This is a genomic window from Nocardioides turkmenicus (assembly GCF_011045035.1).
Lineage (GTDB): Bacteria > Actinomycetota > Actinomycetes > Propionibacteriales > Nocardioidaceae > Nocardioides > Nocardioides turkmenicus.
Genome location: NZ_JAALAA010000002.1, coordinates 192,115 through 217,289, shown reverse-complemented (window position 1 = coordinate 217,289; position 25,175 = coordinate 192,115). Strand labels below are relative to the sequence as shown.

22 protein-coding genes, 1 tRNA gene and 1 pseudogene are annotated in these 25,175 nt (G+C 69.2%); 7 read left to right on the top strand and 17 right to left on the bottom strand.

The features are described from left to right. Window positions 1-32: 32 nt before the first annotated feature. On the top strand, window positions 33-191 hold the full coding sequence (locus tag G5C66_RS03190) for a hypothetical protein (protein ID WP_165109505.1): 159 nt from the start codon (window positions 33-35) through the stop codon (window positions 189-191). Between the two features lie 13 nt (window positions 192-204). Then, window positions 205-277 (top strand) — tRNA-Thr (locus G5C66_RS03185). 231 nt (window positions 278-508) lie between these two features. Here the strand turns inward: G5C66_RS03185 and G5C66_RS03180 are convergent. Beyond that, complete coding sequence (locus G5C66_RS03180) at window positions 509-1,816, bottom strand: MFS transporter (RefSeq protein WP_165109504.1); 1,308 nt, start codon at window positions 1,814-1,816, stop codon at window positions 509-511. A gap of 163 nt (window positions 1,817-1,979) precedes the next feature. Here G5C66_RS03180 and G5C66_RS03175 point away from each other — a divergent pair, with 163 nt between their 5' ends. After that, on the top strand, window positions 1,980-2,714 hold the full coding sequence (locus tag G5C66_RS03175; RefSeq protein WP_165109503.1) for an SDR family NAD(P)-dependent oxidoreductase: 735 nt from the start codon (window positions 1,980-1,982) through the stop codon (window positions 2,712-2,714). Window positions 2,715-2,728: 14 nt separating this feature from the next. Here G5C66_RS03175 and G5C66_RS03170 read toward each other — a convergent pair whose 3' ends face one another. The 3 genes from G5C66_RS03170 to G5C66_RS03160 all read right to left on the bottom strand — a co-directional run bounded on the left by G5C66_RS03170 (window position 2,729) and on the right by G5C66_RS03160 (window position 6,011). Beyond that, on the bottom strand, window positions 2,729-3,586 hold the full coding sequence (locus G5C66_RS03170; RefSeq protein WP_165109502.1) for an alpha/beta hydrolase: 858 nt from the start codon (window positions 3,584-3,586) through the stop codon (window positions 2,729-2,731). 123 nt (window positions 3,587-3,709) lie between these two features. Then, window positions 3,710-5,302 (bottom strand): MDR family MFS transporter, encoded by a 1,593-nt coding sequence (locus tag G5C66_RS03165; RefSeq protein ID WP_165109501.1) that lies wholly within the window; start codon window positions 5,300-5,302, stop codon window positions 3,710-3,712. A 103-nt stretch (window positions 5,303-5,405) separates the two neighbouring features. Beyond that, entirely contained in the window at window positions 5,406-6,011 is a 606-nt protein-coding gene (locus G5C66_RS03160; protein ID WP_165109500.1) for a TetR family transcriptional regulator, read from the bottom strand. A gap of 148 nt (window positions 6,012-6,159) precedes the next feature. Between G5C66_RS03160 and G5C66_RS03155 the strand changes: the two genes are divergently transcribed. After that, window positions 6,160-7,401, top strand: coding sequence for an NAD(P)/FAD-dependent oxidoreductase (locus G5C66_RS03155; protein ID WP_165109499.1), 1,242 nt, complete (start codon window positions 6,160-6,162; stop codon window positions 7,399-7,401). 10 nt (window positions 7,402-7,411) lie between these two features. On the opposite strand, the gene G5C66_RS03150 is transcribed toward G5C66_RS03155, so the two are convergent. Beyond that, the gene (locus G5C66_RS03150; RefSeq protein ID WP_165109498.1) at window positions 7,412-8,965 is read right to left on the bottom strand and encodes a PucR family transcriptional regulator; all 1,554 of its coding nucleotides are present in this window, start codon (window positions 8,963-8,965) and stop codon (window positions 7,412-7,414) included. Here G5C66_RS03150 and G5C66_RS27035 point away from each other — a divergent pair. Continuing rightward, window positions 8,958-9,338, top strand: a pseudogene (locus G5C66_RS27035) (serine hydrolase); the annotation flags it as partial. The gene G5C66_RS03150 and the pseudogene G5C66_RS27035 overlap by 8 nt on opposite strands. Window positions 9,339-9,420: 82 nt before the next feature. Here the strand turns inward: G5C66_RS27035 and G5C66_RS03140 are convergent. The 3 genes from G5C66_RS03140 to G5C66_RS03130 form a co-directional block, all read right to left on the bottom strand. Further along, a complete protein-coding gene (locus G5C66_RS03140; protein ID WP_338144048.1) occupies window positions 9,421-9,909 on the bottom strand; it encodes a nucleoside deaminase in 489 nt (162 codons plus the stop codon). 35 nt (window positions 9,910-9,944) lie between these two features. After that, window positions 9,945-10,667 (bottom strand): ubiquinone/menaquinone biosynthesis methyltransferase, encoded by a 723-nt coding sequence (locus tag G5C66_RS03135; protein WP_165109497.1) that lies wholly within the window; start codon window positions 10,665-10,667, stop codon window positions 9,945-9,947. A gap of 96 nt (window positions 10,668-10,763) precedes the next feature. Continuing rightward, window positions 10,764-11,348, bottom strand: coding sequence for a superoxide dismutase family protein (locus G5C66_RS03130; protein WP_165109496.1), 585 nt, complete (start codon window positions 11,346-11,348; stop codon window positions 10,764-10,766). A gap of 158 nt (window positions 11,349-11,506) precedes the next feature. Between G5C66_RS03130 and G5C66_RS03125 the strand changes: the two genes are divergently transcribed. Then, window positions 11,507-12,226, top strand: a complete 720-nt coding sequence (locus G5C66_RS03125) for a hypothetical protein (RefSeq protein ID WP_165109495.1) — start codon at window positions 11,507-11,509, stop codon at window positions 12,224-12,226. 44 nt (window positions 12,227-12,270) lie between these two features. Here G5C66_RS03125 and G5C66_RS03120 read toward each other — a convergent pair whose 3' ends face one another. From G5C66_RS03120 to G5C66_RS03105, 4 genes are all read right to left on the bottom strand, one after another. Next, window positions 12,271-12,942, bottom strand: a complete 672-nt coding sequence (locus G5C66_RS03120; RefSeq protein WP_165109494.1) for a hypothetical protein — start codon at window positions 12,940-12,942, stop codon at window positions 12,271-12,273. A gap of 103 nt (window positions 12,943-13,045) precedes the next feature. After that, on the bottom strand, window positions 13,046-14,383 hold the full coding sequence (locus G5C66_RS03115) for an MFS transporter (protein ID WP_165109493.1): 1,338 nt from the start codon (window positions 14,381-14,383) through the stop codon (window positions 13,046-13,048). Window positions 14,384-14,408: 25 nt separating this feature from the next. Beyond that, window positions 14,409-15,422 (bottom strand): PDR/VanB family oxidoreductase, encoded by a 1,014-nt coding sequence (locus tag G5C66_RS03110; protein ID WP_165109492.1) that lies wholly within the window; start codon window positions 15,420-15,422, stop codon window positions 14,409-14,411. A gap of 10 nt (window positions 15,423-15,432) precedes the next feature. Then, window positions 15,433-16,536 (bottom strand): aromatic ring-hydroxylating dioxygenase subunit alpha, encoded by a 1,104-nt coding sequence (locus tag G5C66_RS03105; RefSeq protein WP_165109491.1) that lies wholly within the window; start codon window positions 16,534-16,536, stop codon window positions 15,433-15,435. 115 nt (window positions 16,537-16,651) lie between these two features. On the opposite strand from G5C66_RS03105, the gene G5C66_RS03100 reads away from it, so the two are divergent. Continuing rightward, the gene (locus tag G5C66_RS03100) at window positions 16,652-17,245 is read left to right on the top strand and encodes a PadR family transcriptional regulator (RefSeq protein ID WP_165109490.1); all 594 of its coding nucleotides are present in this window, start codon (window positions 16,652-16,654) and stop codon (window positions 17,243-17,245) included. A 394-nt stretch (window positions 17,246-17,639) separates the two neighbouring features. On the opposite strand, the gene G5C66_RS03095 is transcribed toward G5C66_RS03100, so the two are convergent. The 5 genes from G5C66_RS03095 to G5C66_RS03075 all read right to left on the bottom strand — a co-directional run bounded on the left by G5C66_RS03095 (window position 17,640) and on the right by G5C66_RS03075 (window position 25,112). Then, window positions 17,640-18,038 carry a hypothetical protein gene (locus G5C66_RS03095; RefSeq protein ID WP_165109489.1) on the bottom strand — a complete coding sequence of 133 codons (399 nt, stop codon included), beginning with the start codon at window positions 18,036-18,038 and terminating at the stop codon, window positions 17,640-17,642. Window positions 18,039-18,050: 12 nt separating this feature from the next. Then, window positions 18,051-19,265: a S1 family peptidase gene (locus G5C66_RS03090; RefSeq protein WP_165109488.1), complete on the bottom strand. Its 1,215-nt coding sequence runs from the start codon at window positions 19,263-19,265 to the stop codon at window positions 18,051-18,053. Between the two features lie 443 nt (window positions 19,266-19,708). Beyond that, window positions 19,709-20,671, bottom strand: a complete 963-nt coding sequence (locus G5C66_RS03085; protein WP_165109487.1) for a thiopeptide-type bacteriocin biosynthesis protein — start codon at window positions 20,669-20,671, stop codon at window positions 19,709-19,711. Continuing rightward, window positions 20,653-21,858: a lanthionine synthetase C family protein gene (locus tag G5C66_RS03080; protein ID WP_206443667.1), complete on the bottom strand. Its 1,206-nt coding sequence runs from the start codon at window positions 21,856-21,858 to the stop codon at window positions 20,653-20,655. Before G5C66_RS03080 ends, G5C66_RS03085 begins: the two co-directional genes overlap by 19 nt. Further along, window positions 21,855-25,112, bottom strand: a complete 3,258-nt coding sequence (locus G5C66_RS03075; RefSeq protein WP_165109486.1) for a thiopeptide-type bacteriocin biosynthesis protein — start codon at window positions 25,110-25,112, stop codon at window positions 21,855-21,857. The genes G5C66_RS03080 and G5C66_RS03075 overlap by 4 nt, the downstream gene beginning before the upstream one ends. Between the last annotated feature and the right edge of the window lie 63 nt (window positions 25,113-25,175).

Here is a 25,175-nt window from a genome sequence, read left to right as displayed (position 1 = left end):
TAGATCCATGTTCATAGGGGAGTAGAGCAGTAATGAAGCACGGCGTTCGCCGCCTGGGCCGCCTGATCGGCAAGGGGAAGCCCACCCGCACCACCATCGACGAGCAGGTCGAGGCGCACCGTTTTAGTGTCGAGCGCGCAGTCTCGGTACACTCATCCGGTCCGCTCAACCAGACCCGCTACATGCGGTAACGGATGACGGTACGCCGCCTTAGCTCAGTCGGCAGAGCGATTCACTCGTAATGAATAGGTCGTCGGTTCGATTCCGACAGGCGGCTCAGCGAAACCCCGGTCTCACCAGCGAAGACGCTGGCTGCGAGACCGGGGTTCCTTGGTTTGCGTGGCTCGGCGCCCCCGTTACCAATTGGGGACGTTTGTCAGCGCTCGGTCGCGGATGCGTGCTATCACTTCCGTGTGCGGTCCGGGCGCCCACGTTGCTGGAGTACCCCCCACTCGGTCGCGAGGGCGTTCAGGACCGCACACCAGTCCGCGCGGGCGGCGCCCAACGGTCACGCGCGATTCACGGACTCGGGCTCGGCCTCGACCGGTGGCTCGGTGTGAGGCCCGGCCCACCAGACGATGGTGGTGATCACGCCGATCACCAGCAGCGCGCTGGTCAGCCAGAACGGATACGTACGGTCGATGCCGGAGAGCCACCCGGAGATCCAGCCGAACGGCGCGGCAGCGAGCATCACCACGGTGCGCTGCAGCGCCATCACCCGCGACCGCTCGGCCTCGTCGACATGGAAGGCGACGAGCGACTCCGAGAGCATGAAGAGCATCCCGGCCCCGAAGCCGTCGAGGAGCAGGCACACCCCGAGAAGCGCGTACGTCACCGGACCCGCGACACCGTCGCCGGCCGGGATCGCGACGAGCACGACCTGGCCCGCCAGATAGATGCCGAAGCCCCAGAGGCTCGCCAGCCTGAGGTCGTGCCCCGAGGTCAGCCGGCGGATGAGGGTGAAGAGGAAGAGCACCGACAGCAGGGAGCGCACCATCGGGAAGAACGGCAGCACCGGGTCGGGTACGTGCAGGTGCTGGTTGACCAGGATCTGCCAGAAGGTGCCGTTGACGAGGGTGACTGCCGCGACCAGAGCGGCGATGGCCAGCGCCAGGAGCGAGCCGTGCGAGCGGCCGAGCAGCTTCGCGGCCTCGCGGTAGCCGACGAAGAGCCGCCACAGGCTCTCGTGCCGGGTCTCCTCCATCCGGATCCGGCCCTGGCGGGTCTCGGTGGAGGCGGCGTACAGCAGGATGATCTTGGCCAGCATCACCACCGCGGCGTTGATGAAGAGCACACGCACGGCCGGCTCCAGGCCGAACTGCGCGACCATGAAGGCGGCGATCGGGGCGAAGAGGGCCGAGCAGTCGGCCGCGACCCGCACGAGGGAGTAGATCCCGGTGATCTGGTCGCGCTCGGCGTCCTCGACCATCAGGCAGTCCCAGGCGTTCGCGGTGACCTGCAGCGCGCCGTTGAGCAGCGAGGCGGCCAGGAAGGCCCAGAAGTCCTGAGCGAACGCCCAGATCAGGCAGGGGATCACGAAGGCGATCACGTCGAAGACCGCGTTCGTCAGCCGGCGCCCCATCCGGTCGGTGATGATGCCGCCGGCGAGCCCGAAGACCACCTGGGAGATCATCCCGGCGGTCGCCAGCAGGCCGATCTGCGCGTCGTGCAGGCCGAGCGTGAGCATGAAGACGGAGAGGTACGGCAGCACCAGTGCCATCGACAGGCCCCACATCGGCTCGGTCCACACGCAGGCGCGCGGGTTGCCTCGAAGATGGATCAGGGTGTGCCAGAGCGAGGTGGGGGAGGATGCCACCGGGCCAGTGAACCAGGAAGGGAGTCGCCGCGCGAAACCGTTTTCGCCGCAGCGATCGGCGGGTGACCAAAGGGCTCATGCGACGTCCGATAGCCGCCGGAAACGGCAGGCCGGACCCCGTTGACTGGTCGATGACACAGACCAGTCGAACGATGGGAAGCACATGAAGGTCGCCCTTGTCACCGGAGCCAGCCGCGGTATCGGCGAGGCCACCGCACGCCGTCTGGCCCAGAGCGGCGCGCACGTCATCCTGACCGCCCGCCGAGCCGAGGACCTCGAGGCCGAGGTCGACCGGCTCAACCAGCAGGGCCACTCGGCCTCGGCGCTCCAGCTCGACGTCACCGACGAGGACAGCGTGCAGCGCGCCGCCGACCAGGTCGCCGCGACGTACGGCCGGCTCGACGTGCTCGTCAACAACGCCGGGGTCCTCCCAGAGGCCACCAACGCCGATCCGGCGGAGGTCGTCGACCTGCAGATGTTCCGCACCACCTACGAGACCAACCTGCTCGGCGCGGTCGCCGTCCTGGAGGCGTTCCTGCCGCTGATCCGGAAGAGCGAGGCGGGCCGCATCGTGAACGTGACCACCACGATGGCCTCGCTCGCCGACCAGACGAACCCCGAGTCGCCCTACTACGGCATGGTCGTGCCCGCGTACCAGTCCTCCAAGGCCGCGCTGAACAACGTGACCATCGCGCTCGCGAAGGCGCTCGTCGACACGCCCGTCAAGGTGACCTCGGTCTGCCCGGGGTTCGTGCAGACCGACCTGACCCCGATCAACCGCGACAACGCACCCATCACGGCGGACCAGGCCGCCGAGGTGGTCCATCGTGCGGCGACCCTGCCCGACGACGCCCCCTCCGGGACGTTCGTCGACGCCGACGGGACCGTGCCGTGGTGAGCTGCTGAGCGGCCTCAGCCGGCGGCGATCTTCACCAACAGGTCGGCGGCGGGCGCGGGGTGAACGAGCCAGCGGAGGTGGCTGGAGGCGAGGGTGTGGACGGCGTACGGGTTGTCCGGGGTGAGCTCGTCGCCCTCGCGGATCAGCCGGTCCTGCATCGCCGGCGGCAGGCTGACGTCCTCGCTGAGGCGGATGTACGCCCGCGGCACGGTGCCCCAGGTCGCCGCCTGGGCGCGGTCGTCGGGACCGCCGGCATCGAGGTTCTCGTCGGGCTGGAAGGTGTTGAGGAACGTACGGAACTCGTCGTCGGTGCCGTCGGCCATGAAGGCGTGCTTGAGGCCGGCGAGGACCTCGGTGGAGGCGGTGCGGAAGTTGCAGCGCAGCAGGCCGACGTCGGCGGGGTTGGCGGCGGCCGCACCGATCAGCACCGACGCGTCGAAGGAGGCCATCTCCGGCTCCGCGTTGTACGCCGCGGCATCAAGAGTCACCGGGGCCCAGGCCGACACGTAGACCATCTGGTCGATCAGGTCGGGGCGGGCGTTGGCGGTCGCGGTCAGGGTGATCCCGCCGCGGCTGTGCGCGACCACGATCACCGATCCGTGCTCCTTCGCCCGCTCGAGCACCGAGACCAGATGGGCCACGTTGTCGGCGAGGGTCACGCCCTTGATCCCGCCCGGTGCGGTCGCGAGCGCGGCGAGGTCCTGGGGAGCCTGGTAGGCAACCGGGAAGGTCGCGCCGAAGCCATGGCCGGGGAGATCGACCGCCAGCGAGCGATACCCGCGCAGCGCCAGCTCGGCCTGGAGCGGTGCGAACGAGAACGAGTTGGCGAAGGCGCCGTGGACCAGGACGAAGGTCGTGTCGGGGGAAGGCATGGCGAGACACTAGCGCCGACCCGGCGGGCGAGCCACGGTGTTTTCGACGGCTGCCCGGGGCGTACGAGAAAGGGCCCTGGCCAGCAGAAACCTGCTGGCCAGGGTCCTTCGTCGCCGTCGCGGTCAGCCGGCGACGGCCTCCCCACGGGCGACCATGCCGGCCTCGTCGGACAGCTTGACCTCCTTGAGGAACAGTGCGAGCGCGAAGCCGAGGAGGACGAGCGGCACGAGGTACCAGAACGCCGGAGCGAGCGCCTCGGTGAAGGCGTCGACGACCCAGCCGTGGATCGGCTCCGGCAGCTGATCGACGGCGGCCGGGGTGAGGCTCTCGCCGGAGAACCCGGTGCCGTCGGCGGGCATCAGGCCCGAGGAGGCCATCTTCGCCGCCAGGCCTTCGAAGTTGTCGGTCAGCCGAGTGGTGAACACGGTGGTGAACAGTGCGGTGCCGACGGTCGCGCCGATCTCCCGGAAGAAGTTGTTCGCCGAGGTCGCGGTGCCGAGCTCGTGCGGGTCGACGGCGTTCTGCACGGCCAGGACGATGGTCTGCATGACCAGGCCCATCCCGGCGCCGAGGACGAAGATCATCAGCCCGAAGACCACCATCGACATGTCGCCGGTGATCGTGGTCATCCAGGCGATCCCGGCCGCGGTGACGACCAGCCCGACGATCGGGAAGATCTTGTAGCGACCCGTCTTCGAGATCGCGACACCCGAGCCGATCGCGGTCAGCATCATGCCGGCCATCATCGGCAGCATCAGCAGGCCGGAGCCGGTGATCGAGGCGCCCGTCGACATCTGCAGGAACGTCGGCAGCATCGCCATCGCCGAGAACATCCCCATGCCGAGCACCAGGCCGATCAGCGTGGTCACGGTGAAGGTCGGGTTCTTGAAGAGGCGCAGCGGGATCAGCGGCTCGGGCGCGAGGGTCTCGGTGACGATGAACGCGGCCACCGAGGCCAGGGTGCCGACGAGCAGCGCCAGGAGCTGCGGCGAGGACCAGTCGTAGCCGTCGTGACCCAGCGACTCCCACGAGGTCAGCAGCACGATGCCGCTGGTGGAGAGCACCATGAACATGATCCCCAGCCAGTCGACCGGCCGCCCGGAGCGGTGCGAGGGCAGCCTCAGGGCGTACCAGGCGACGACGAGCGCGATGATGCCGACCGGCACGTTGATCCAGAAGGTCCAGCGCCAGCCCGGACCGTCGGTGAGCCAACCACCGAGGAGCGGCCCGATCACCGCCGAAATGCCGAAGAGCGCGCCCATCGGACCCATGTACTTGCCGCGTTCCGAGGCCGGCACGATGTCGGCGATGATCGCCTGCGACAGGATCATCAGCCCGCCACCGCCGAGCCCCTGGAGACCGCGGGCGGCGACCAGCTCGGGGAAGGTCTGCGCCATCCCGCCGAAGAGCGATCCGAGCGTGAACAGGGCGACGGCGACCAGGAACGGCCAGCGGCGACCCCAGAGGTCACCGAACTTCCCGTACAGCGGCATCACGATCGCGATCGCCATGATGTAGGAGGTGATCACCCACCCCTGGTGCTCGACGCCGTCGAGCTCCCCGACGATCGTCGGCATCGCCGTGCTCACGATCGTCTGGTCGAGGGAGGAGAGGAACATCGAGGCCATCAGGGCCCCGAAGATCAGCCAGATCGTACGCGGCGTCAGCACGACCAGCGGCTTGTCGGGCGCGTCGGGCGCGACCGTGTGGCTCATGGATTGGACCTTTCAGGCAGGTGGTTTCAGGCAGGTGTCGAAGAGGTGAGGACACACGGGTGCCGTGTGACGTGAGAATCCCGAGAGGTTGCGGCTGGTCGTTCTAGTCGTCGAGGAGCAGACGGAGCTGGGCGACGGCCTCGGGCAGATGCGCCGCCGCATCGCCCTCGTAGCCCGACCGCGCCCAGGCGAGCGCGCTCGACCGCATCAGCAGCCCGGCGACCATCCCGATGGTGTCGTCGTCGACCGGGGAGGGCCGGGCCTCGCGGCGTTCGGAGAGCAGCGCCTCGAGCTCGCCGACGACGCGCTGGTGCCAGGCGATGTGACGCTGCACGAGGCGGGGTTCGGACATCATCAGCCGCATCGCCCGCTCGCCCTGCTCGATGTTGGGGGCGGCATTCCTGAGGAAGCCCGCCACCAGCGCCTCCAGGTCGGTCATCATCCGTCCCGACGGCCCGCCGGAGACGAACCGCGCGCGAACCTCGGCGTCCAGGTCGATCTCCTGGATGCCGAGAACCGCGTCGTCCTTGGAGTCGAAGTAGTTGAAGAACGTACGCGTCGACAACCCCGCCGCCGAGCTGATCTCCTCGACGGTGACGTCATCGAGCCCACGCTCGCCGACCAGTCGCTGAGCGGCCTCGATCAGCGCCAGCCGACGCTCCCGCTTCTGACGCTCGCGAGCGTTCGGAGGCGGGGTGGAGGTGGGCACGGCACTATTCTTGCAGTCAGTGCAAGTTGCAGTCAATGCAAGAATAGTGTGCTTCGGGTAACACGTTGTGCCGAGAGCACAGACGCCCGGGCCGAACTTGTGGCCGATGGTCAACGAGCCGACGGGAGGGGCGGCCGACGATGGAGCCATGAACTCCAGGCACTCACGTCCCGAGCGGGTCGTCGTGGTCGGCGCAGGCATGGTCGGGCTGTCCACGGCATGGTTCCTCCAAGAGGCCGGCGTCGAGGTCACGGTCCTCGACCGCGACGACGTCGCGGCCGGATCCAGCTGGGGCAACGCGGGCTGGTTGACGCCCAGCATGGCGGTGCCCCTGCCGGAGCCATCGGTGCTGGCCTATGGCTTCCGGGCCGTGCTCAGCCCTTCCTCGCCGGTGTACATCCCCCCGACCGCCAACCCGCGTCTGCTCCGCTTCCTCGCGCAGTTCGGCCGCAACTGCACCCACCCGCGGTGGCAGCGCGCGATGGCAGCGCTGATCCCGCTCAACAACGGGGCGCTCGCGGCCTTCGACGACCTCGAGCGCGGCGGCGTGGAGGCCAGGACGAAGCTCGCCGAGCCCTTCACCGCCGCGTTCCGGACCACCGAGGACAGCAAGGCGCTGCTCCAGGAGTTCGAGCACATCCGGTCCAGCGGGCAGGAGATCAACTTCGACCTCGTCGACGGTGACACCGCCCGTGCCGACGAGCCCGCGCTCGCCGACGGCATCGCCACCGCGATCCGGATCCGCGACCAGCGCTTCATCGACCCCGCCGCGTACGTGGAGTCCGTCGCCGCCTCCGTGCGCGCGCGGGGCGGCCGGATCTTGGCGGGTCACGACGCGGCGGACGTGGTCTCCTCGGGCTCGGGCGTCGTCGTCGCCGGCGAGCACTACGACGCCGCCGTGCTGTCCACCGGGGCCCGTCTGAACCGGCTCGCGCGCGACTTCGGGGTCCGGCGCATCGTGCAGGCCGGCCGGGGATACTCGTTCACCGTCAAGGTCGACGACCAGCCGCGGGGCCCGGTCTACTTCCCGACCCAGCGGGTGGCCTGCACGCCGGTCGGCGACAGGCTGCGGATCGCGGGGATGATGGAGTTCCGCGACGTCGACGCGCCGATGGATCACCGACGGATCCAGGCCTTGGTGACCGAGGCCAGGACGCTGCTCAAGGGCGTCCATCTCGATCAGCGCGAGGACGAGTGGGTCGGCGCCAGGCCGTGTACGTCCGACGGGCTCCCGCTCGTCGGCGCCACCCGCGACCCGCGGGTCTTCGTCGCCGGCGGCCACGGCATGTGGGGCATCACGCTCGGTCCCGTCACCGGCCGGCTGCTCGCGGAGCAGATCGTCACCGGCGTACGTCCCGAGCAGCTGCGCCCGGTCGACCCGCTGCGGTGAGGCCGACCGGTCAGGCGTTCGCCGCGTTCGCCGCGTCCGCGCGAGCGCGCGCCAGCTCGAGGCGTACGGCCAGACGCTGGGCCGGGTCGTCGAGGTCGAGCGGGCAGGCTTCGGCCAGCCTCGCCAGCCGGTAGCGCACGGTGTTGGGGTGCACCCCCAGCACCCGTGCTGCCCTGCCGACTTCGCCCCAGTGGTCGACGACGGCCTCGAGGGTGGCCAGCAGGGTCGCGTCGGCGCCGGGCACGGTGAGCCGAGCGACAGGCGAGACCAGCGGCATCCGCGCCATGCCGGCCAGGGCGCGGCCGAGCACCAGCTCCGGCCAGCAGTCCTCGACCGAGGCGACCGCGTGACGGTGGCCGGGGAGGTCGACGGTGGACAGCTCGGCGGCCTCGGTCCGGGACCGGGGCAGCTCGGCGAGCGTCTCCACCGCAGAGCCGAGCCGTAGCCCGACCGTGGGGCTGTGTCGCGACTCCGCACGGACGAGGTCGGTGAACCAGTCGGTCGATCCTGGGCCGGTCGAGCCCGGGCCGGACGACTCGGACAGCACGACGTACAGGAGTCCGTCGAGGTCCACCACGACCGGCTGACGCCAGCCGAGCCGGCGAGCCAGGATCACCCACAGGTCGGCGCGAGCCTCGATGCCCAGACCCTCCGGGCCGACGAGCGCCGCCACCCGCCACGGTTCCGGGCCGAGCCAGTCGGGCCGGTCCGTCGTGTCGCCGCGCAGCGCGGTGCGGACATGGTCGAGCTGCGTCTGACGGTGCAGCTCGGTGTGGGCACGCAGGCGCAGCAGGTAGAGCGCGATCACGTCGACAGCGGCCCGCAGCTCGCCGGACCTCGGCAGCACGGGCGGCTCGTCGACGACGGCCCAGATCGACCCGAGCCATTCACCGCCGGCGCGCACCGGGATGACGTAGCGCGGCCGCGTGCTCGGGCTCGCCGCGGGCACGAAGAGCGGATCGTCGGAGCGGGCCAGGTGCCGGAAGACACCGACGGAGCGGAAGTGGTTGCGCACCTCGCGTGGCACCCGGCGGCCCACGATGGTCGACATCCGGGCCTGGTCGACGTCCTCCTGGCCGGTGGAGTACGCGAGCACCCGCGAGGCGGCGTCCTCGATCGTGACCGGCGCCTCGAGCAGCGCACCGATCTTGTCGGCCATGTCGAACAGGTCGGAGTAGAGGTCGTCGGCCGGCTCGTGGCTCCGCCCGGTCTGCGCGGCCTCGAGGACCTTCCGGAACAGCGCCATCACCGGCGACCACGGCGACTCGTCCGGGATCGCCAGCAACGGCAGCCCCCGGTCCGCGCAGCGGGCGCGCACCTCGTCCTGGTCGGCCCACGCGCGTCGGAGCACGAGCGCGGCCGCGTCCCGGGCCTCGTCGATGATCTGGAGGGCGTCGTCCAGCGAACGTACGCCCACCGCGAGGACCACGTCTCCGCGCTCGACCTGGATCGGCCCGTCGGCCTCGACGAGCTCCACGGCGAGCACGGGGCGGGTCTCTCCGGCTTGGGACAGCTCGGCGAAAGCAGGAGCAACCGCCTGCGCCAGGTCTGCTGCGGTGATCATTCGGTCACTGTGCCATGTGTACGCGGGGACCGGATCGCACCGCCCTGCCACACTTGCGAGGGCGCTGCTCGCCGGGCTGACCGGCAGCACTTACGAGGCTGCCTTCGACGAGCTGCTGCTGCGGCCGTGGGGCCTGGCACGCACCTCGTTCGAGGTGCCCGCCGACCTGCTCCCGGGGGTCGAGAGCGGCCGGGTTCTGCCCGCACCCGCCTACCCGCGTGGACGGCGGCCGAGCGGTGGGCTGTGCGCGACCGCCTCGGACCTGCTGACGGTCGGCGAGCGACTGCTCGCCCGTCCGCGACTGCTCGAGGTGGTGCGTACGGTCAGGACGAGGGGGGAGGACCCGCTGCGCTACGACCTCGGCTGGGCGATCGGCCCCGCCGGGCAGATGTATCGCCGACGACATCGACGCGTTCGCGGCCTGACGCGGCCCGGTCAGGCCGCGACTGACAGGGTCACGCGCCCGCGGCGGTCCGGTGGAGCGTACGGATCTCGTCGACCAGCTCGGAAACCGGCCCGACGACCTCGATGGCCGGAGCGACCTCCTGGATCGGCAGCGCCCGGACCGGCGACTCGTCCGCGCCCCAGCCCGCCCGCCACTCGGTCAGCTGAGCGGAGGAGGCGATGTAGACGACCCGACCGACGCCCGACCATCCCTGCGCCGCCGAGCACATCGGGCAGTGTTCGCCCGAGGTGTAGATCGTCGCCCCGGCTCGGGTCTCCGGGTCGAGGTGGACCCCCGCCCAGCGCGCGAGCGCGAACTCGGGGTGCGCGGTCGGGTCGCCCGTCGACGTCTCCCGGTTGCGGTCCTCCTGGAGCGCGTTGCCGTCGCGGTCGGCGAGCACCGACCCGAACGGTCCGTCCCCGTCCTTCAGCGCCTCGGCCGCCAGCTCCAGGCAGCGGCGCAGATGGGTCATGTCGGTCGCGGTGAGATCGGTGGTCACCGTCCCAGTCTGGCCCAACCGTCGCGCACGTCGATCTATTTGTTCGGGTCGGGCTTCACGGCGGAGTGGACGCACACCATGCCCTGCAGGAATCCGTGATGACGTACGTCGGTGAAACCGGCTCGCTCCAGGGCTGCGGCGAGCGGCGCCGGGCGGAGGAAGGCCAACGTCGACTCCTGCAGGAAGCCGTAGTCGCCCGGGTCGCTCCCGATGAGGCGGCCGACGATCCGGGGCCAGCGGCCACCGACGGCCCGCGCCAGCGAGCCGAGCGGACCCTCACGCCCGGGACCGGTCTCGAGGGCGACCAGGCGGCCGCCCGGCTTGAGCACGCGCCACTGTTCCCGGAGGGCCGTGTCGAGGTCGTCGACGAGGTAGCGGAGCAGGTAGCCGTGGGTGATCACGTCGAAGGCGTCGTCGTCGAACGGCAGGGAGTGGGCGTCCATCTCCAACCACTCGATGGTCTCCGCCCCAGGCTGCCGACGGGCGACGTCGAGCATCTCCGGGGTCAGGTCGGCGGCGACGATCCTGGCGGTCGGCTGGCGGCGGCGCGCGTCGAAGGCGAGCTGGCCGGTCCCGGTCGCGAGGTCCAGCAGGTGCTCGTCGGGGCCGAAAGCCGCGAGCCGCTGGATCAGCTTGCGCCAGCGGCGGTCCATGCCGCCGGTCAGCAGGGTGTTGCCGAGCTCGTACCTCGGCGCCACTCGCGTGAACATCTCACGCACCTGCTGGGGCGCGAGCTCGAGCATCTCTCCATCCGGCACGACCGGTCACCTCCTGGGAAGCCTCCAGCAGGCGTCTGGAGTGCGTACCCCAGTTCTACCCCTTCGCCGCCGAAGAGCCGTGGTCGGCGAGGTGGCTCAGCCGGCCTCGATCACGGCGCAGGCGATCCGGTCGCCGGCGTCGCCGGTCTTGGTGGTGTCCTCGTCCGGGCCTTCGGGGGCGTAGCGCTCGGGCACGTTGGCGTAGTTGTCCGGGCCGGCGTGGATCATGACCGCGCTGCCGTCCGCGTCCCGCAGGTCCTCGAGCGTGAACGGGCCGGTGAACTCCAGGCTGGCGGTGCCGTCTTCGTTCACGAGGAGCGCCGGCAGGTCGCCGAGGTGCTCGCCGTGGGGGCTGTCGTCGGGGTTGAGGTGGCCGCCCGCGGAGAGGAAGTCTCCGGTCTTCGACGGGTCGTCCGGCGCCGCGCTGTCGGCCTCGCACTTGCCGGTCGTGTGCACGTGGAAGCCGTGGTAGCCGGCCGGCAGGCCGCTCACCCGGACGCTGACCTGGGTGGAGCCGTCGTCCTCCTCGATCTCGACGGTCCCGACCTTCTTCCCGTCGGGATCGGTGAGCTTCGCGCTCACCTCGTTGCGGTCGTCCGGGGTGTCTGCTCCCACCCCGCAGGCGGCGAGGGTCAGCAGGCCGCACGCAGCGAGTGCGGCGGCGGTGGCGCGACGGGACATGGGATACCTCCACGAGAACGGGATCCGGTCACCCCCCACCGTACTGGCAACTCGGTGTCATCCGGCGCGTCGGTAGCGGGCAGGATGCCGTGACGTGCGCCGACGAAGAATCGGTGGGGACCGCGACATCGGGTCCGTGCCGTGGCAATGTTGAGGTCGTGATGGCCTCCCGCCGGCGATTGGCGCTGCGTGTGTCCCTCCCGTTGGCGGTGGCCGTGGCGGCCTCGGTGACGGGATGCGCCGCGTTGCCAGGTCAAGATGATGAGGCCAAGCAACCCGCGGAGTCGCAGTCATGGGCTCCGACGAAGGAGGCCGACGAACTGGACCCGATGACTCCCGAGATGCAGGTGATCGCACTCGAGGAGTTCGGCGTCGCGTACGACGTTCCCGAGAAGTGGCTGGTCCTGGATTCGGCGACCGCGACCGATCCGTCGGAGCCATCGGTCAGAAAAGCCGCCGAGAGGTTGGGCGTCGCGCCGAAGGCGGTCCTCGGCATGCTGACCCGACTCGAGAGCATCGCGATCTCGAACGAGCCCTCCGCGGGTGGCCTCGTTGACAGCATCAGTGGTGCTGGCCAGAAAGGGCGGCTGGGAACGGTCGAAGAGATCCTGCCCTACATCACCAGTTCGGGCGCTGAGGTGGATCGGCGCAGGATCGAGTCGGTACGCGGCAACGAGCTCTCCGTGCTCAGGATCCCGTTCCGGGTCAAGCATGCCGGGAGGTTCCGGCACGGCGTCATCCTGGACATCTACTCGCGATACGAAGACAGGACCGCCATCGTCACGGTGGCGTCGGGATCGGCTGATCGTGCCTCGGCCGGCGCCGATCAGGTGGTCAGATCCTTGCGGATATTCGAGATCGAGGAGGATCTCGTCTAGCGAGGCGTGCCCCGTCCCTCGACCTGTCCGTCGAGCGCGAGACCTCAGCAGCCGTCGCGGAGCAGGCCGGGCGCGCGCCCGACCGAGACCTCGATGAATTCGATCTTCGCGGCGCGGGAGTTGCCGGAGAGCAGGAAGCCGATCCAGCGGTCGCCCTCCTGGACGACCCAGGTCGTCTGGCCGTAGTCGTTGGTCTTCTGCGAGCCGGTCCCGTAGACGTCCTTGAGGACCATGAGGGTGTCGCCGATGGTGATGCCCTGGGCGGTCTCGAGCACGGGCTTGCTCATCCCGAACGACCCGATCTCGCCCTGCTGGTCGTAGATGACGTCGACGCCGTCGCCGACCTCGTCGACCCACCGCCAGTGCGTGCCCTCGCAGATCTCCTCGCGCGCGGTGTCGCGGGTCATCCAGCCCTGCTCGACCAGGGTGCGTACGTTGCCCTCCGCCGTGATCTTCCCGAAGGCCCCGGGCGCCAGCGGGCCGCCCCAGTCGAGCTTCGGCGTCGGCTCGGCCGGCGACGGCGTCGCGGAGACCGGCACCTCGGACGGCGCCGGGGTGGGGGTCGCCGGCGGCTCGGACGGAGCCGAGGACGAAGGTGCAACGGAGGGGGATTCGGCCGACGGGGCCGGGTCGCTCCCGCACCCGGTCAGCCCGAGCAGGCCGACCACGGCGGTCGCCGCGAGCGCGGCACGGAGCTGGGTGCGGGATGTGGCCATGGTGACTCCTCGTCCGTCGTACGCCCCGAGCGGGCGTTCCGCCGATCTAGACGGTCCACGGCCCGTCCCGGTTGCAGCCGGGACGGGCCGATTCCGGAGAGCCTCAGGCCGACGCCACCTCGGGGACGGACCGAGCCGTCCCGCCGGTCCGCAGGAAGAGCAGCGCGACGGCGGAGATCGCGACGACGGCGGCGGCGCCGACGTACAGGTTGACCGGGGTCCACGAGGCGTCGAGCAGGCGCCCGGCGAGCATCGGCGACAGGATCGCTCCGATCCGGCCGATGCCGATCGCCCAGCCCATGCCGGTGCTGCGGATCTCGGTGCCGTAGATGGCCGGAGTGATCGTGTAGAGGCCGGCGATGCAGCCGTTGATGAGCGCACCGACGACCACGCCGATGATCAGCGCGACGGTGAGCAGGGCGGTGCTGGTGATGAAGACGACCATCGTCAGCGCCGACAGCACCGTGAAGCCGATCAGCACCAGGCGGTTGTCGAGGCGGGAGGCGACGAGGCCGTAGAGCACCGAGCCGGCGGTGCCGCCGAGGGCCAGCATCATGCCGGCGGTGACCGCGTCCGCCTCCGACAGGCCCGAGGTCACCAGCAGCTGCGGGGTCCAGCTGTTGACGAAGTAGAAGCCGAACATCGTCGCCAGGAACGCCACCCAGACGAGCAGGGTCGAGCGGCGCAGGTCGGCGCCCAGCAGGATGCCGGGGTTGCCGCTGCGGCGCCGGGCGGTCACCCGGGGGGTGGCCTCCAGGGCATCCGCGGTGACCGCCGGATGCCCGAGGCGCCCGAGGATCCGGTTGATCCGTTCGACCGCCTGCCGCGGCCGGCGCTGGACGAGGAAGTCGACCGACTCGGGCAGCAGCACGACCAGGAGCACCAGCGCGATCCCGGTCGCGACGCCGCCGGCGACGAAGACGCTGCGCCAGCCGAGGTCGGCGAGCATGCCGCGCGCTGCCACGCCGCCGAGGGTGGCGCCGATGCCGTAGCCGGCGGTGTAGAGGCCGATCGCCAGACCGCGCCAGCGCGCCGAGGCGTACTCGCTCGCGATGACGTTGGTGCTGGCCAGGATGCCGCCGACGCCGAGCCCGGTGACCACCCGAGCGAGGCCGAGCAGGAGGGCGGACGGAGCGGCCGCGGAGAGCAGCATGCCGAGGGTCGCCAGTCCGACGCTGATCAGGATGAGCGGGCGGCGGCCGATGACGTCGGCGACCGGGGCCAGCGCCAGCGAGCCGACGGCCATGCCGACCAGTCCGGCGCTGAGCAGCACGCCGAGCTCCGAGCCGCTCAGCGCGAACTCCTCGGTCAGCGACGAGGCCGTGAAGGCCATCGCCATCACGTCGAATCCGTCCAGACAGTTCAACAGGACGCAGAGCGCGACGACCATCCACTGGTAGGGGGTCATCGCGGCGGCGTCGATGCGCGCACGAAGGTTCATCTCGGGTCTCTTTCGGGGTGGGGTTTCACGGAAGGTGGAGGGTCACGGCAGCGGGGTCGGCCGAGCCCGACCCCGACTCGCCGCGGGCGGCACGGGCGACGCAGAGGCACAAGGACGCGTACGTCTCCTTCTGCTGCTGGCTCAGGAAGACGTCGCGGTGGTCGATCCGGCCGTTGACGTCGAGGACCTTGACCTGGCAGATCCCGCACTCGCCCTTGCGGCAGTCCCACATCACCTCGACGCCCGCGTCCTCGAGCGCGTCGAGCATCGAGGTGTCCTTGCCGACGTGGACGGAGCGGCCGAGCTGGGGGAGGTGCACGACGAAGTCCTCGGCGGCCCAGGCGCCGCTGCTGCCGAACGTCTCGAACCGCAGGTTCGGCTCCGGCAGCTCGTGGGCTGCCCAGGCGCGGCGGATCGCGTCCATCAGCCGGATCGGTCCGCACATGTACATCTCGGTCCGCGCCGCGGCCGGGCTCCCGGCGATCTCCCCGACGAGCTCGCCGACATCGAGGCGTACGTCCTCGTCGTCGACGAACACCCGGACGCGGTCGCCGTGCGCCTCGACGAGCTCGTCGAGGTAGGCCATGACGCGTCGGCTGCGCCCGGCCAGGACGAGCGTGTAGTCGGCGCCGCGTCGGCGCAGGGCGTCGGCCATCGCCACCAGCGCGGTGACGCCGATGCCGCCGGCGACGAGCACGTAGCGGTCGGCGCCGACGCCGAGCGGGAAGCTCTGGACCGGGCCGGTCATCTCGACCACGTCGCCGGGTTCGAGGCCGTGCATGTGGCGGGACCCTCCGCGAGATGACGGGGCGAGCTGGACGCCGAGCGTGAGGCGGCGGCCGCCGTCGTCGGAGCGGACGACCGAGTAGGAGCGCTTCCGGCTGTGCCCGTCGAGGTCGAGCCGGAGGTCGACGTGGGTGCCGGGCACGGCGTGGACGGGGCGGTCGGGAGCGAGCACGATGCGGCGTACGCCTTCGGCGAGGTCGGACGTCTCGACCACACGGCCCTGCTGCCACCAGGTCTGAGTGTTCACTGCCATCGCGACGGCCTCACTTCGCGGCCGCGGCGGAGGGGAGACCCTCCGCCTGCAGCATGCGGTCGAGGATCCGGCGCACCCACATCCCGCCGGCATCGATGTTGAGGCTGTAGAACTCGTGGTCCGGGTTCGCGTCGATCGCGCGCTGCTGGGCCGCCAGCATGTCCTCGTCCTCGCCGAAGACACCGTGCACGCCCTGGCGCAGCTGGGTCGTGATGGTCTGGCTCTCCAGGCGGTAGTTGCGCATGAAGGCCCAGAAGTAGTGGGACGTGCGCGCGGTCTCCGGGGTGATCGTGTTCATCACGTAGCCGTTCACGCCCTGGCTGCGGTCGCCCTCGGGGGCGCCGGTGCCGGCCTTGGCGACGCCCACGTCGATGCAGATCGTCGAGGGTGCCTCGAAGTGGATGATCTGCCACCGGTCGACCTTCCCGCTGAACCCGGGGAACTTGTCCCGCATGTTCTTCAGCCAGAACGGCGGCGCGTCGATGTCGCGCATCCACCGGGTCACGGTCACGCCCCGCTCCGAGTGGCTGACCTCGAACTCGGCCTCGGAGAGCTCGTCCTGGCCGATGCTCGAGCTGTGCACGAACTCCTCGTGGGTGAGGTCCATCAGGTTGTCGAGGATCAGCTGGTAGTTGCAGGGCGCGTAGATCGTCTCCCCGTCGCCGGCCCAGTCGGAGGAGTCCATCTGGTGCATGTCGGGCACGGTGCTGGGGTCGGCGAGGTCGGGGTCGCCCACCCAGACCCAGACGTAGCGGTAGCGCTCGACGACCGGGTAGGACGGGACGGTCGCGCTCGGGTTGATCGTCTCCTGTGCGGGCATGCTGGTGCAGCGGCCGGCGGAGTTGTAGCGCAGACCGTGGTAGGGGCACTGGATCTCGTCGCCGAGCACCTTCCCCTTCGACAGCGGCGCGAGCCGGTGCCAGCAGGCGTCGGCCAGGGCGACGGCACGGCCGTCGCCGTTGCGCCACAGGGCCAACGGGCGGCCGGCGATGGTGCGGGCGAGCGGCTGCTTCGCGGTCACCTCGTGGTCCCAGGCCGCGACGTACCAGGCGTTGCGGGGGAAGTTGAAGATCTTGCTGGCTGCGGTGACCGGCGGCGATTCCAGGATGGTCATGGGGACTCCCTATGGAGATAGGTGTTGTGCTCGTCACAAACTACCTATGTCTATAGGTAGTGGCAAGAGGCGGGTACGCTCGCCGCCACAGTCACCGCGTGGAGAGGGGGTCACGATGTCGCTGAGGTTCGCGCTGCTCGCGCTGCTCACCTCACGCCCGATGACCGGCTACGACGTCTCCAAGCAGTTCAGCCAGTCGGTGGCCCACGTCTGGCATGCTCCCGACTCGCAGATCTACCCGGAGCTGAACCGGATGGAGCGCGACGGCCTGCTCGAGTCCACGGTCGTGCCGTGGGGCAAGAAGGGCACCAAGAAGGAGTACGCCGTCACCGAGGCCGGGGTGAAGGCCTTCCGGGAGTGGATGGACTCGCCCATCGAGATCCGCCGGCAGCGGGAGCCCGCCTACCTCAAGGCGGCCTACCTGGAGTGGGCCGAACCCGGCGCCGCGCGCGCCGAGCTGGAGCAGTTCCGTGACCACTGGACCGAGCACCTGGCGATGCTCGAGGCCACCCGTGCCACGCTCGTCGACCGCAGCCACCCCACGTTGGCCCGACGGCTCGAGCACTACGACGCGAGCCAGTGGGACCGGATCGTGCGCTACAAGATCTTCGCCTACGACGGTCTGATCGACCAGGCCCGTGCCGCGATCGCGTGGGCCGAACGCGGGCTCGTTCTCGTCGACGAGCTGGAGGGCGCGCCGGTCGACTGAGTCACGGCTGCGCTCAGGGGCGAGGAGATCGACGTCGGTCTCCAAAAGCGCGAAAGCCGGGTCCCATCTGCGACGGGGTCCCGGCTCCCTTCCTCACACCCACGCCGGGGGAGGCATCGACCTTTACTTTAGAGGCTGAAGCTGTAACTGCCCAGAGCCAACGGTGGCTTAAGGCGCCGTGGTAGGCGTCGACGAGGCATTGGGCCGTACGCCTTCGGGTGCCGAGTCCTCGCATCCCCACTCTCGGCGGGTGGTCGCCCGAACGACGTCGTCTCGTTCCCCGTTCCACACGCCTGATGGCTCCGGCAGTGAATCTCAACACCGAATGTCGGTCAGTCTCGACTCCACTGCCGGAGCCGACCACGGCCAAGGATCCGCTTCACAAGCGGTCGACTCATCCTCGGTCAGGCGTTCCCTCGACTGCGACCGGCTGGCCATCACGCCCATCGACTACTTCGCGGTCCCCCAGTGGCTTGTCGAGCGAGACCTCAGCAGTCAACAACTGGCCTGCAAGGAGGCAGACGCCACCCGGTCCCTTCTTTGCCCATGCGCGGAGCGTGACGGTGGATTCATTCTCTTCTACCGTAACGCGGGTCGGCGTATCGCACGGCGGTCCAAGTGCCACATAGGTAACGACCAGGACTCTCGGATCGCCGCCTGTCTCTGCATCCCGCACTTCCAAGGGGTCCTCGCCGTCACTAAACCCACCGATCAACCTGACCGCCAGCAGCACGATCGTTCCGATGAGCACGCCTGCTACGGGTAGCGTCCATAACCACTTCATCGTGGGCACGCTCCTCTCGGCTCAGGTCTCCAGCACGGGGCCGGCAACGAGGACGTCTGTGACCCCGATCTGGCTCATGGCCGAGTCGATGTGCACGTAGACGCACGTGTCGTTCGCAGTCGGCCGCGCTACCTTGACGCTAACGATCCCCCGCGCTTGACCGCTGCGCAAGGCCGGGCCGCCGGAGTCCCCGCCACTGCAGTCGGCGTCGACCTCGCGGCCGTTGGTGTAGCTCACGAGGCGACCGTCGCTGTCGCGCACGCTCACGTCGAACGAGCGGGTAATGATCTCGCCGCACCGCAGGTCGGAGAAGTTCTGGCCGGTGATGCAGCTCACCTGACCGACAAAGTCCGATGACGAGGCCTGCGACGAAGTGATGGTCTGATAACGCGCGTAGGCATCGAGACCCGTCGTGTACGCGAGGGTCACCTCGTTGGTGAGGGCAGTACCGACGATGACCGGGATGCGCAGCACATCAGTCCCGGTGACGTCAGACCTGTCGGCAATGCCGATCGGCGTGCCGACCTGGTCCCAGTACACGTCCGCTTTGCTGCAGTGCCCCGCGGTCAGGACGTAGTAGCCGTTGGGCCCGCGGGCGGTGAACCCAGAGGTGCAGGTCCAGCCGTCAAGACTATCAATCCTTTGCCCGCCACGAAGGGGCGGGGAGTTGTTCGACTTTGTGCCGACCGGCGCTACCTCACCAGGCTCCACATCAACAGGAGCACCAGCTCCGACCGTCTCGGCGATCCAACGGCGCGTCTCCTCGATGTCGTCGGTCGTGGCAACCTGAATTCGGTTAGTGCGCTCGTCCAGGCGCATACCGCTCAGATTTCGGCCGTCCTTCGAAGCCGCAGCACGCAGATCGGTGACGATTTGCTCCAGAGCCACGATGGAGTGTGGTCGGACGACCACTCGAAGGCGCGTTGGGTGGTCTACCACCTTGGCCAGCTTCTCGCGGACCGCTTGTGGTGACCCGGTGACGGCGACGGTGAGCAGCCCGCCGCCGATGTTGTCCATCCAGACCCCACTGAGCATGTGGCCACCGAAGGAGTCGACTACCGTTTTTCGGGCGGTGGGCGCGTCATCGCGAATCACCTGGTCGCGTCGAAGCAGCTCACTTAGTTCGTCATCAGTCAGCGGTACCCCGAACTCACGTTCTGCATCGTTGTCCGCATTTGCCGCCCGCGCCAAGGCCTCATCGGATGCGTTCAATCCGAGACCGCGGCGGAACCGCATCTGCTCCCCACGTGTACGCGAGCTTGCGTCGGCTACTACTTTCCCCGAGGCGGAGGCCTGGGGGTCATCGTCCGCGGTCGATGCCATGGCAGGGTCGGAGAGGACGGTGGATAGCATGAGCGCCAGTGCGGATGCAACTGCAAATCGGCGTGGCGCCGATCCATTCTGAGCAATGTTCACGGCCACCAAACGCGCGAGGCGTGCATGAGTTATGGGATCTTAACCAACCGCGTAGGTCCCCGGATCCACCCGCGGCTCCTGCAGTCTGACCAGTTGGGCATCACTGGAACCCTTCTCGGGGCCAGCGGGTTCAAACCGCGGTTACGCCCTCTACTGTGAGGAGACACGCCTGACGACACCCTGTCTCCGAGCTGCATCTCAAGACTTGGGCCGTACGCCTTCAGGTGCCGAGTCCTTGCATCCCCACTCTGAGCGGATGGTCGTCACGGCGCGAGGACCGCGTCGCGTGCTGCGACAGCGAGTACGCCCTGGGTGTGGGCAGCGAGTCCGAGCCGGTTCCACGCGAAGATGATCGCCTGCGCGATAACCGCGCGTGGGCCGCGGGCGAGCACACCTGCATCGGCGGCGGCGCGCAGTTCCTGTCCGGCAGTCAGGTATCCGTTGCGCCACGCGGCCGCTTGGCTGAGCAGACCGTCGGGAGCGAACAGCTCGTCACGACCTTGGGCTGGCATGGCCAACAGAGGGCGGAGCGTCGAGGCTAGTCGAGCCGTTCGGTCCTGGTCTTCGGTTGCAGGGCTGGGGCGCACGGCGGCGACGCGAGCGAACACGTCGGCGGATTCGAACCAGTCCAGTCCTGCGCTGTGCAGGAGTTCCCCGATCAGCAGGAGTGAAGTCTCACGTCGCCCCAGCGGTTGGGGGCCGGTTGTGTAGCAGAGGACTCCGCGGGAGTCTGCGCAGAACAGGTCATGGATCACTTGAGTGCCGATGGTGCCGCCGAATGCGTGCTCCTCGGGCTCGTAGATCGACCGCTTCCAAGCAGAGATCGCGCCGGAGGTGATGAGCCGGTCCAGCACGTCCGCCGCCAGGTCAGGGGTGTCGGTGAGGATTCTCACTCGCCAGTGCGGGTGCTTGCGCAGGTACCACCAGGCGGACGGGTTGTCGCCGGGAGCCGGGATCGTGTCGAGCTGGGGCAGGACCAGGGTTGCGAAGTCGCGCTCGGCCGCGCCGTGGTCCGTCATGGTGAGATTTGCATGGAACCACGGCGACTCATGGGCGGCGGAAACCGCCGCGGCACCCGCGAGACGGTAGATCGTCACGGCGGCTTCCAAGTCGGCTCGATCTACGCCGGAGCGGGCAGCGATGTCGTCCACCGATTGTCCCGACACGACGGCCTCGACGAGGGCGGCGAGACGGCCCGGCGGCGGGTTCAGGTCAGCAGTAGGCATGCGTCCCACCTGGTGAAGTTCTCGTCGCCGGCGGGGTCAGCGGTGCCGGACAGAGCAGCGAGGTCAACCCCGGACTCGCCCGTGAGGAAGCTGGCGTCGTCGATCTGCCGGACGGTTGTCGAGCTGGGATCATCGCCGGCGAGCGGAAGCGACCGTGCAATGGCTGGAAGATGCTGAGCCAGCTTGTCGTCGTGCGCGTCGGCGGCGGCGCGGCGGACCGTCTGGTAGAGCCCTGCGGTTCCGTGACAGATCCCCTTCTCGGTGAGGCTCGGCAATTGACGGAGGCTGCAGGTCAGCGCCCGCTCTGCATCGCGCTGTAGCGCCTCGTCCTGGAGAACGATCGCGGCCAGTTGTAGCGACCGCGCGATCCCGGGGGTGCCGTAGCACCATGATGGCCGTGCCGGTTGCGCGAGATCGTCGCGACTGGCCAGGGATGGCCCGTCCGCGCTGTGGCGGATCTGGTCACGAGTCAGCCATTGCGGCCACCACGATCCGGTGTCGTCGTCCTGTCCGCACCGGGCGAACCACTGCGTCAGGGCCTCGATCGCGTCGCGTTGCCCGGGCACCTCGTGACCGTCGCGTGCTGCGAGGGCCAGCGCGCTCAGAATCCCCGCGGCGCCGTGGGCCATCCCGTTGTTGACGTGCCCTCCGGGAGTCTGCATTGCCTTGTCGGGGGCGTGCCCGACCCACCAGCCAGGCAGCCAGACATCACCGACTCGCTGTGGAGCAGCGAGTCGGGACAGGTAGTCGAGAACGGCGGCATGCTCGTCGGTTTCGGCGGCGGTCACGCGCAGCAAGGTTGCGTATCCGACGTGTCCGTTGAACAGGTCGTACTCACCGAACGCAGCGAAGTCTCCTGCGACGGTGCGAGCCTCAGCGCTGTCCAACCTTCGCCGGAGAGTGGATCGCACGCGGTCGGTCAGGGTGGCGCGGGCGGTCTCGAAGCGTGGGACTCCGTCTGCGGTAGTGGAGTGCAGCACGAACAGGAGTGCCGGTCCGCCGTAGTAGAGACAACTGTCCGGGCCGGTGTCGATGGGTGTGGAGGTCACGGCCCGCAGCTGGTGCATGACGTCCTGCCACGACGTCTGCCCGCGGTGGGCCTGCTCGACGGTGAGAAGGGCATCGCCGAGGATCCCGGCGGTGAGCGATTGTCGTGACAGGTCTGGAGTCGACAGGGCTCGGGTCATGGTCGACTCCTCTGCGCGAGCAGTGATAGCGCTACGGATCGGGCAGCGTGATTGGCCTGTCGTTCCAGGTCCCGGTCGGTTCCGAGGGTGCGGCGGACGTGCTCGTGGAGGAGGCTGCGAAGCACGTACTGGGCCGGGTCGTGTGTGGCCGGGGCAGCTGAGATGAGCGCGCCGCGATAGTTGGTGAGTGCCATGTGCCGTGCCGCCCAGGTCTTGGTGACCTCCGCTGCGGCGGAGTCTCGCGATGGGTGGGCGGTTTCGTCGGGTGCCGCGATGCGGCGGGCCGCAGCCGTGACGGCGTGATCTACGGGCATGGTGTGGCCACGGAGCCCCTCGGCGAGCCACCTGTGCCCGGTCGTCGGATCTGGCGCGAGCGCGGCCGCGATGGTGGCCATCGACGCCGCTGTGAGAGCCCGCTCGTCACATGTGCTCGGATCGGTGCTGCGGTGTGCGAAGCGGACCTGAGCGAGCGCGGCCGCGGTGTCGGCTACGAACACAGCTTCCGCCAGCGGGAACACCGTCGCGCCGCCGTAGCGCGGCTGGTGAGGGGCGTAGGAGACCAGTGTGAAGAGGTGGGGAAGGTTTCGTGCTGCCAGCTCTGTGCCCATGCCCCCGAATGCGGCGGCGGCATCGCCGTACGCCTCGGGCGCCGAGAGTTTGAGGAAGAGACTGATCCGGTGGGTGGAAGCAGGGTTGAGGGGGTCGTGGTCGCGGCGACCCCACCAGCCCAGGATCGATCCACGGCTGGTGTTGCCAGCCGGGGACTGGTTCGCTTGCACAAGGTGGTCGAGCAGCCCACCGACCGTGATGAGGAGCTCTTCGGCGTGGGCAGGATTGCAAGGCAGATGAGCGACCAGCACATCACTTGTGCCGGGGTGGCGGGTCGCCGGTGAGCGTTGCAGCGTCGGTGTCTGGGGCTGTCGTGACGGCTCAACTTTGGGGTGTTGAGCGGTGAAGGCGGCGAGGAACTCGGTGGGGCGTCCCAGCCATCCGCCGTCGGGAGCAAGATGTTCCTGGAGGACCATCTCGGGAGTGCGGCCGAGTTGACGCCGAAACAGCAACTGGTCGCCAGGGTTGGTGAGGTCGATGGGGAGGCGCAGGTCTCCAGAGCACATCACGACGCGCACCGGAACCTTCCAGCGATCTCGCCAGCGGTGGAGCGCGGTATCCCAGTCGTCGCAGTCTCTGCCCTGACCGCCGGCGTCGAAGTCGCTGTTCGAGACTCGCCACCGTGCAGGAGAGAAGACAGTGCGGCGATGGGTGATCCGAGGCAGGTAGGGCAACGTCCTGGCTGCTGCGCCAGGATCGAGAGGACGGAACACGGCAGAGCGGGACTCGCTCACTTCGGCGAGCAACCGCGCCAGTACCGGAGCATGGGTGGTGAGCTCCAGCGCGTGCGGGACCCGTGCCACGACGACCCGACCAGTCGTGACCTGGACCAGCCAGAGACGCTCGGCGTCACCAGTGACGGCGAGGTCATCGAGCAAGATCACCTCTTGTCCGGTTCCCTGGGGCTCGGGGTGTTCGCCGAGGTGGATGACGGCTGGCAACATCTGGCCTACCCGGGTGACGTTGCCGCCGCTTGCCTGTCGGGAGGGGAAGGACAGTTGCGCGTGCACAACCGAACCGTTCACGTCGCTGCGGTCGCCCAACGGCTCATCGGCGAAGGTCGCTGCGACGGCGCGCCGTTCTCCATTGGGCAGCAACGCCGTGAAGCGTCCCATCATGCTTGTCGCGCTGGCTGGGGTGCCCGTGACCTGTAACCGAAACCGCCCGGCATCCACGTCCTGCTCGGTATCGGCCGCAAGGGCGAAGCCGAGTTCGATCCGTGCCGGCGGAGTGACGGTCTCGGGGTCGCCTATCGTCAGCTTCTCCAGGTCTCGATCAGTCAGGCACAGCTCGGATTGGCCGGCGAGAATCGTCTCCTGGATCCGGGCGGCAAGATACGCGTCGCGATCGGTGACCGTGCGCCAGACCGGCGTCGTGCTGGGGCTTCCTAGGTAGCCGGTGGGGTATCCAAGTCCCGCATCGGAGACGAGGTCCTGGACGGGCACGAGCGCGCCTGGCCCGTAGCGCTCGCGGAACCGCAGGTGGTACTCCACCCAGGCCGGTGACCCGAACGGCTCGGTTGTGAGGCGCAGGAGTGTCTCCGCCGCCTGCTTCGCCTCGGCCAACACGGATCTCGGCAGTCTCACCGAGGCGTCGAGTTCGGTGTCGTAAGCGAGTGGTTGCCGGTCGTCGCTGATCTGAGCCATGGCGCATTGGGCGGCTTCGAGGTGCTCGCCCGCGAGTGAGGCGTCGGCCGATCGGTCGCGGGCAATCGCATACCGAGTGAGGTCTTCGTGGATCTCGCACAGTCGCTTGAAGGCCTCGGAGACTCCCGTCAGGTCGGCGGCTCCTGCGCGGTCGAGCTCGGTGCACACGTGCCGGAGCGGGTCATCGACGGTTGTGGGCGGCCGCAGGCAGGTGACCAGCGCACCGGCATTGAGCAGTTGGTCGAGGACCGTGTTCAGCCTGCCGCGCTCGACTGTTGGAAGGGCTGCGTCGAGTTGATCCAGCAGACGCGACATCGTCACCGGCGTACGGGTCAGGCGAGCGACATAGTCGATCAGCTTGTTGAACCGCAGAGATGTCTCTCGCCATCCCCAGGCATCCGCGCCGTCGCCCTGCGTAGCCGCGTTCATGCCCCGGAATTGGCCATGGGTTGGCGTCACGATGTGAAGGCGGCCGTCACGGACTCTTGTGGTGTTGTCGAAGACGACCGAGAGCCGTCGTCGTAGCTCGGGGTCGGCTTCGAGTTCGTCGATGACACAGGCGAGCCAGGTCGAGTCCGCACGAACGTGTGCACGGTGAGCGTCACCAAATACCGAGTCGGCGGCAGGACCATCTTGGACGCTGGTGACCCCAGCGAACAGCCCGAACGGAGTTGCCCGTCGCTGCCATCGGGCAAGATAGGCATACAGCGACACCGCGGCTCTTCGGATCCTGTCAGCCTCCCGCGGTCCTATCGGACAGGAACGGGCTGAGACGATGGCCTCGACCTGGGCTGCAAACGAAGGGGCCGCCACGATCATCACCTCACGCGTACGAGGTGACGACCATTGGGCGACCAGCCAGTCAAGGAAGGCGTGGGCTGTCTCGCGCTCGGTCCCAGAGGTCACGACAGGTAGCGCCGCACGGTTGCCGACATCGGGGGCCGTCGTGCTGGCGCGCATCAGCACCGGTCCGATGCGGGTCATTGGCTGCTTGGTCACCGTGGGCCTCCTGCGGACGGGGTTGGCATGACGCGACTGGTTGGAGAGGTGACGGGCGCGCCC

Bases quoted from the DNA above. Each gene is read 5' to 3' on its own strand.
- G5C66_RS03190 (WP_165109505.1), top strand. From the start codon at position 33: ATGAAGCACGGCGTTCGCCGCCTGGGCCGCCTGATCGGCAAGGGGAAG.
- G5C66_RS03175 (WP_165109503.1), top strand. From the start codon at position 1,980: ATGAAGGTCGCCCTTGTCACCGGAGCCAGCCGCGGTATCGGCGAGGCC.
- G5C66_RS03170 (WP_165109502.1), bottom strand. From the start codon at position 3,586: ATGCCTTCCCCCGACACGACCTTCGTCCTGGTCCACGGCGCCTTCGCC.
- G5C66_RS03165 (WP_165109501.1), bottom strand. From the start codon at position 5,302: ATGAGCCACACGGTCGCGCCCGACGCGCCCGACAAGCCGCTGGTCGTG.
- G5C66_RS03155 (WP_165109499.1), top strand. From the start codon at position 6,160: ATGAACTCCAGGCACTCACGTCCCGAGCGGGTCGTCGTGGTCGGCGCA.
- G5C66_RS03150 (WP_165109498.1), bottom strand. From the start codon at position 8,965: ATGATCACCGCAGCAGACCTGGCGCAGGCGGTTGCTCCTGCTTTCGCC.
- G5C66_RS03130 (WP_165109496.1), bottom strand. From the start codon at position 11,348: ATGTCCCGTCGCGCCACCGCCGCCGCACTCGCTGCGTGCGGCCTGCTG.
- G5C66_RS03120 (WP_165109494.1), bottom strand. From the start codon at position 12,942: ATGGCCACATCCCGCACCCAGCTCCGTGCCGCGCTCGCGGCGACCGCC.
- G5C66_RS03115 (WP_165109493.1), bottom strand. From the start codon at position 14,383: ATGAACCTTCGTGCGCGCATCGACGCCGCCGCGATGACCCCCTACCAG.
- G5C66_RS03110 (WP_165109492.1), bottom strand. From the start codon at position 15,422: ATGGCAGTGAACACTCAGACCTGGTGGCAGCAGGGCCGTGTGGTCGAG.
- G5C66_RS03105 (WP_165109491.1), bottom strand. From the start codon at position 16,536: ATGACCATCCTGGAATCGCCGCCGGTCACCGCAGCCAGCAAGATCTTC.
- G5C66_RS03100 (WP_165109490.1), top strand. From the start codon at position 16,652: ATGTCGCTGAGGTTCGCGCTGCTCGCGCTGCTCACCTCACGCCCGATG.
- G5C66_RS03090 (WP_165109488.1), bottom strand. From the start codon at position 19,265: ATGCGGTTCCGCCGCGGTCTCGGATTGAACGCATCCGATGAGGCCTTG.
- G5C66_RS03085 (WP_165109487.1), bottom strand. From the start codon at position 20,671: ATGCCTACTGCTGACCTGAACCCGCCGCCGGGCCGTCTCGCCGCCCTC.
- G5C66_RS03080 (WP_206443667.1), bottom strand. From the start codon at position 21,858: ATGACCCGAGCCCTGTCGACTCCAGACCTGTCACGACAATCGCTCACC.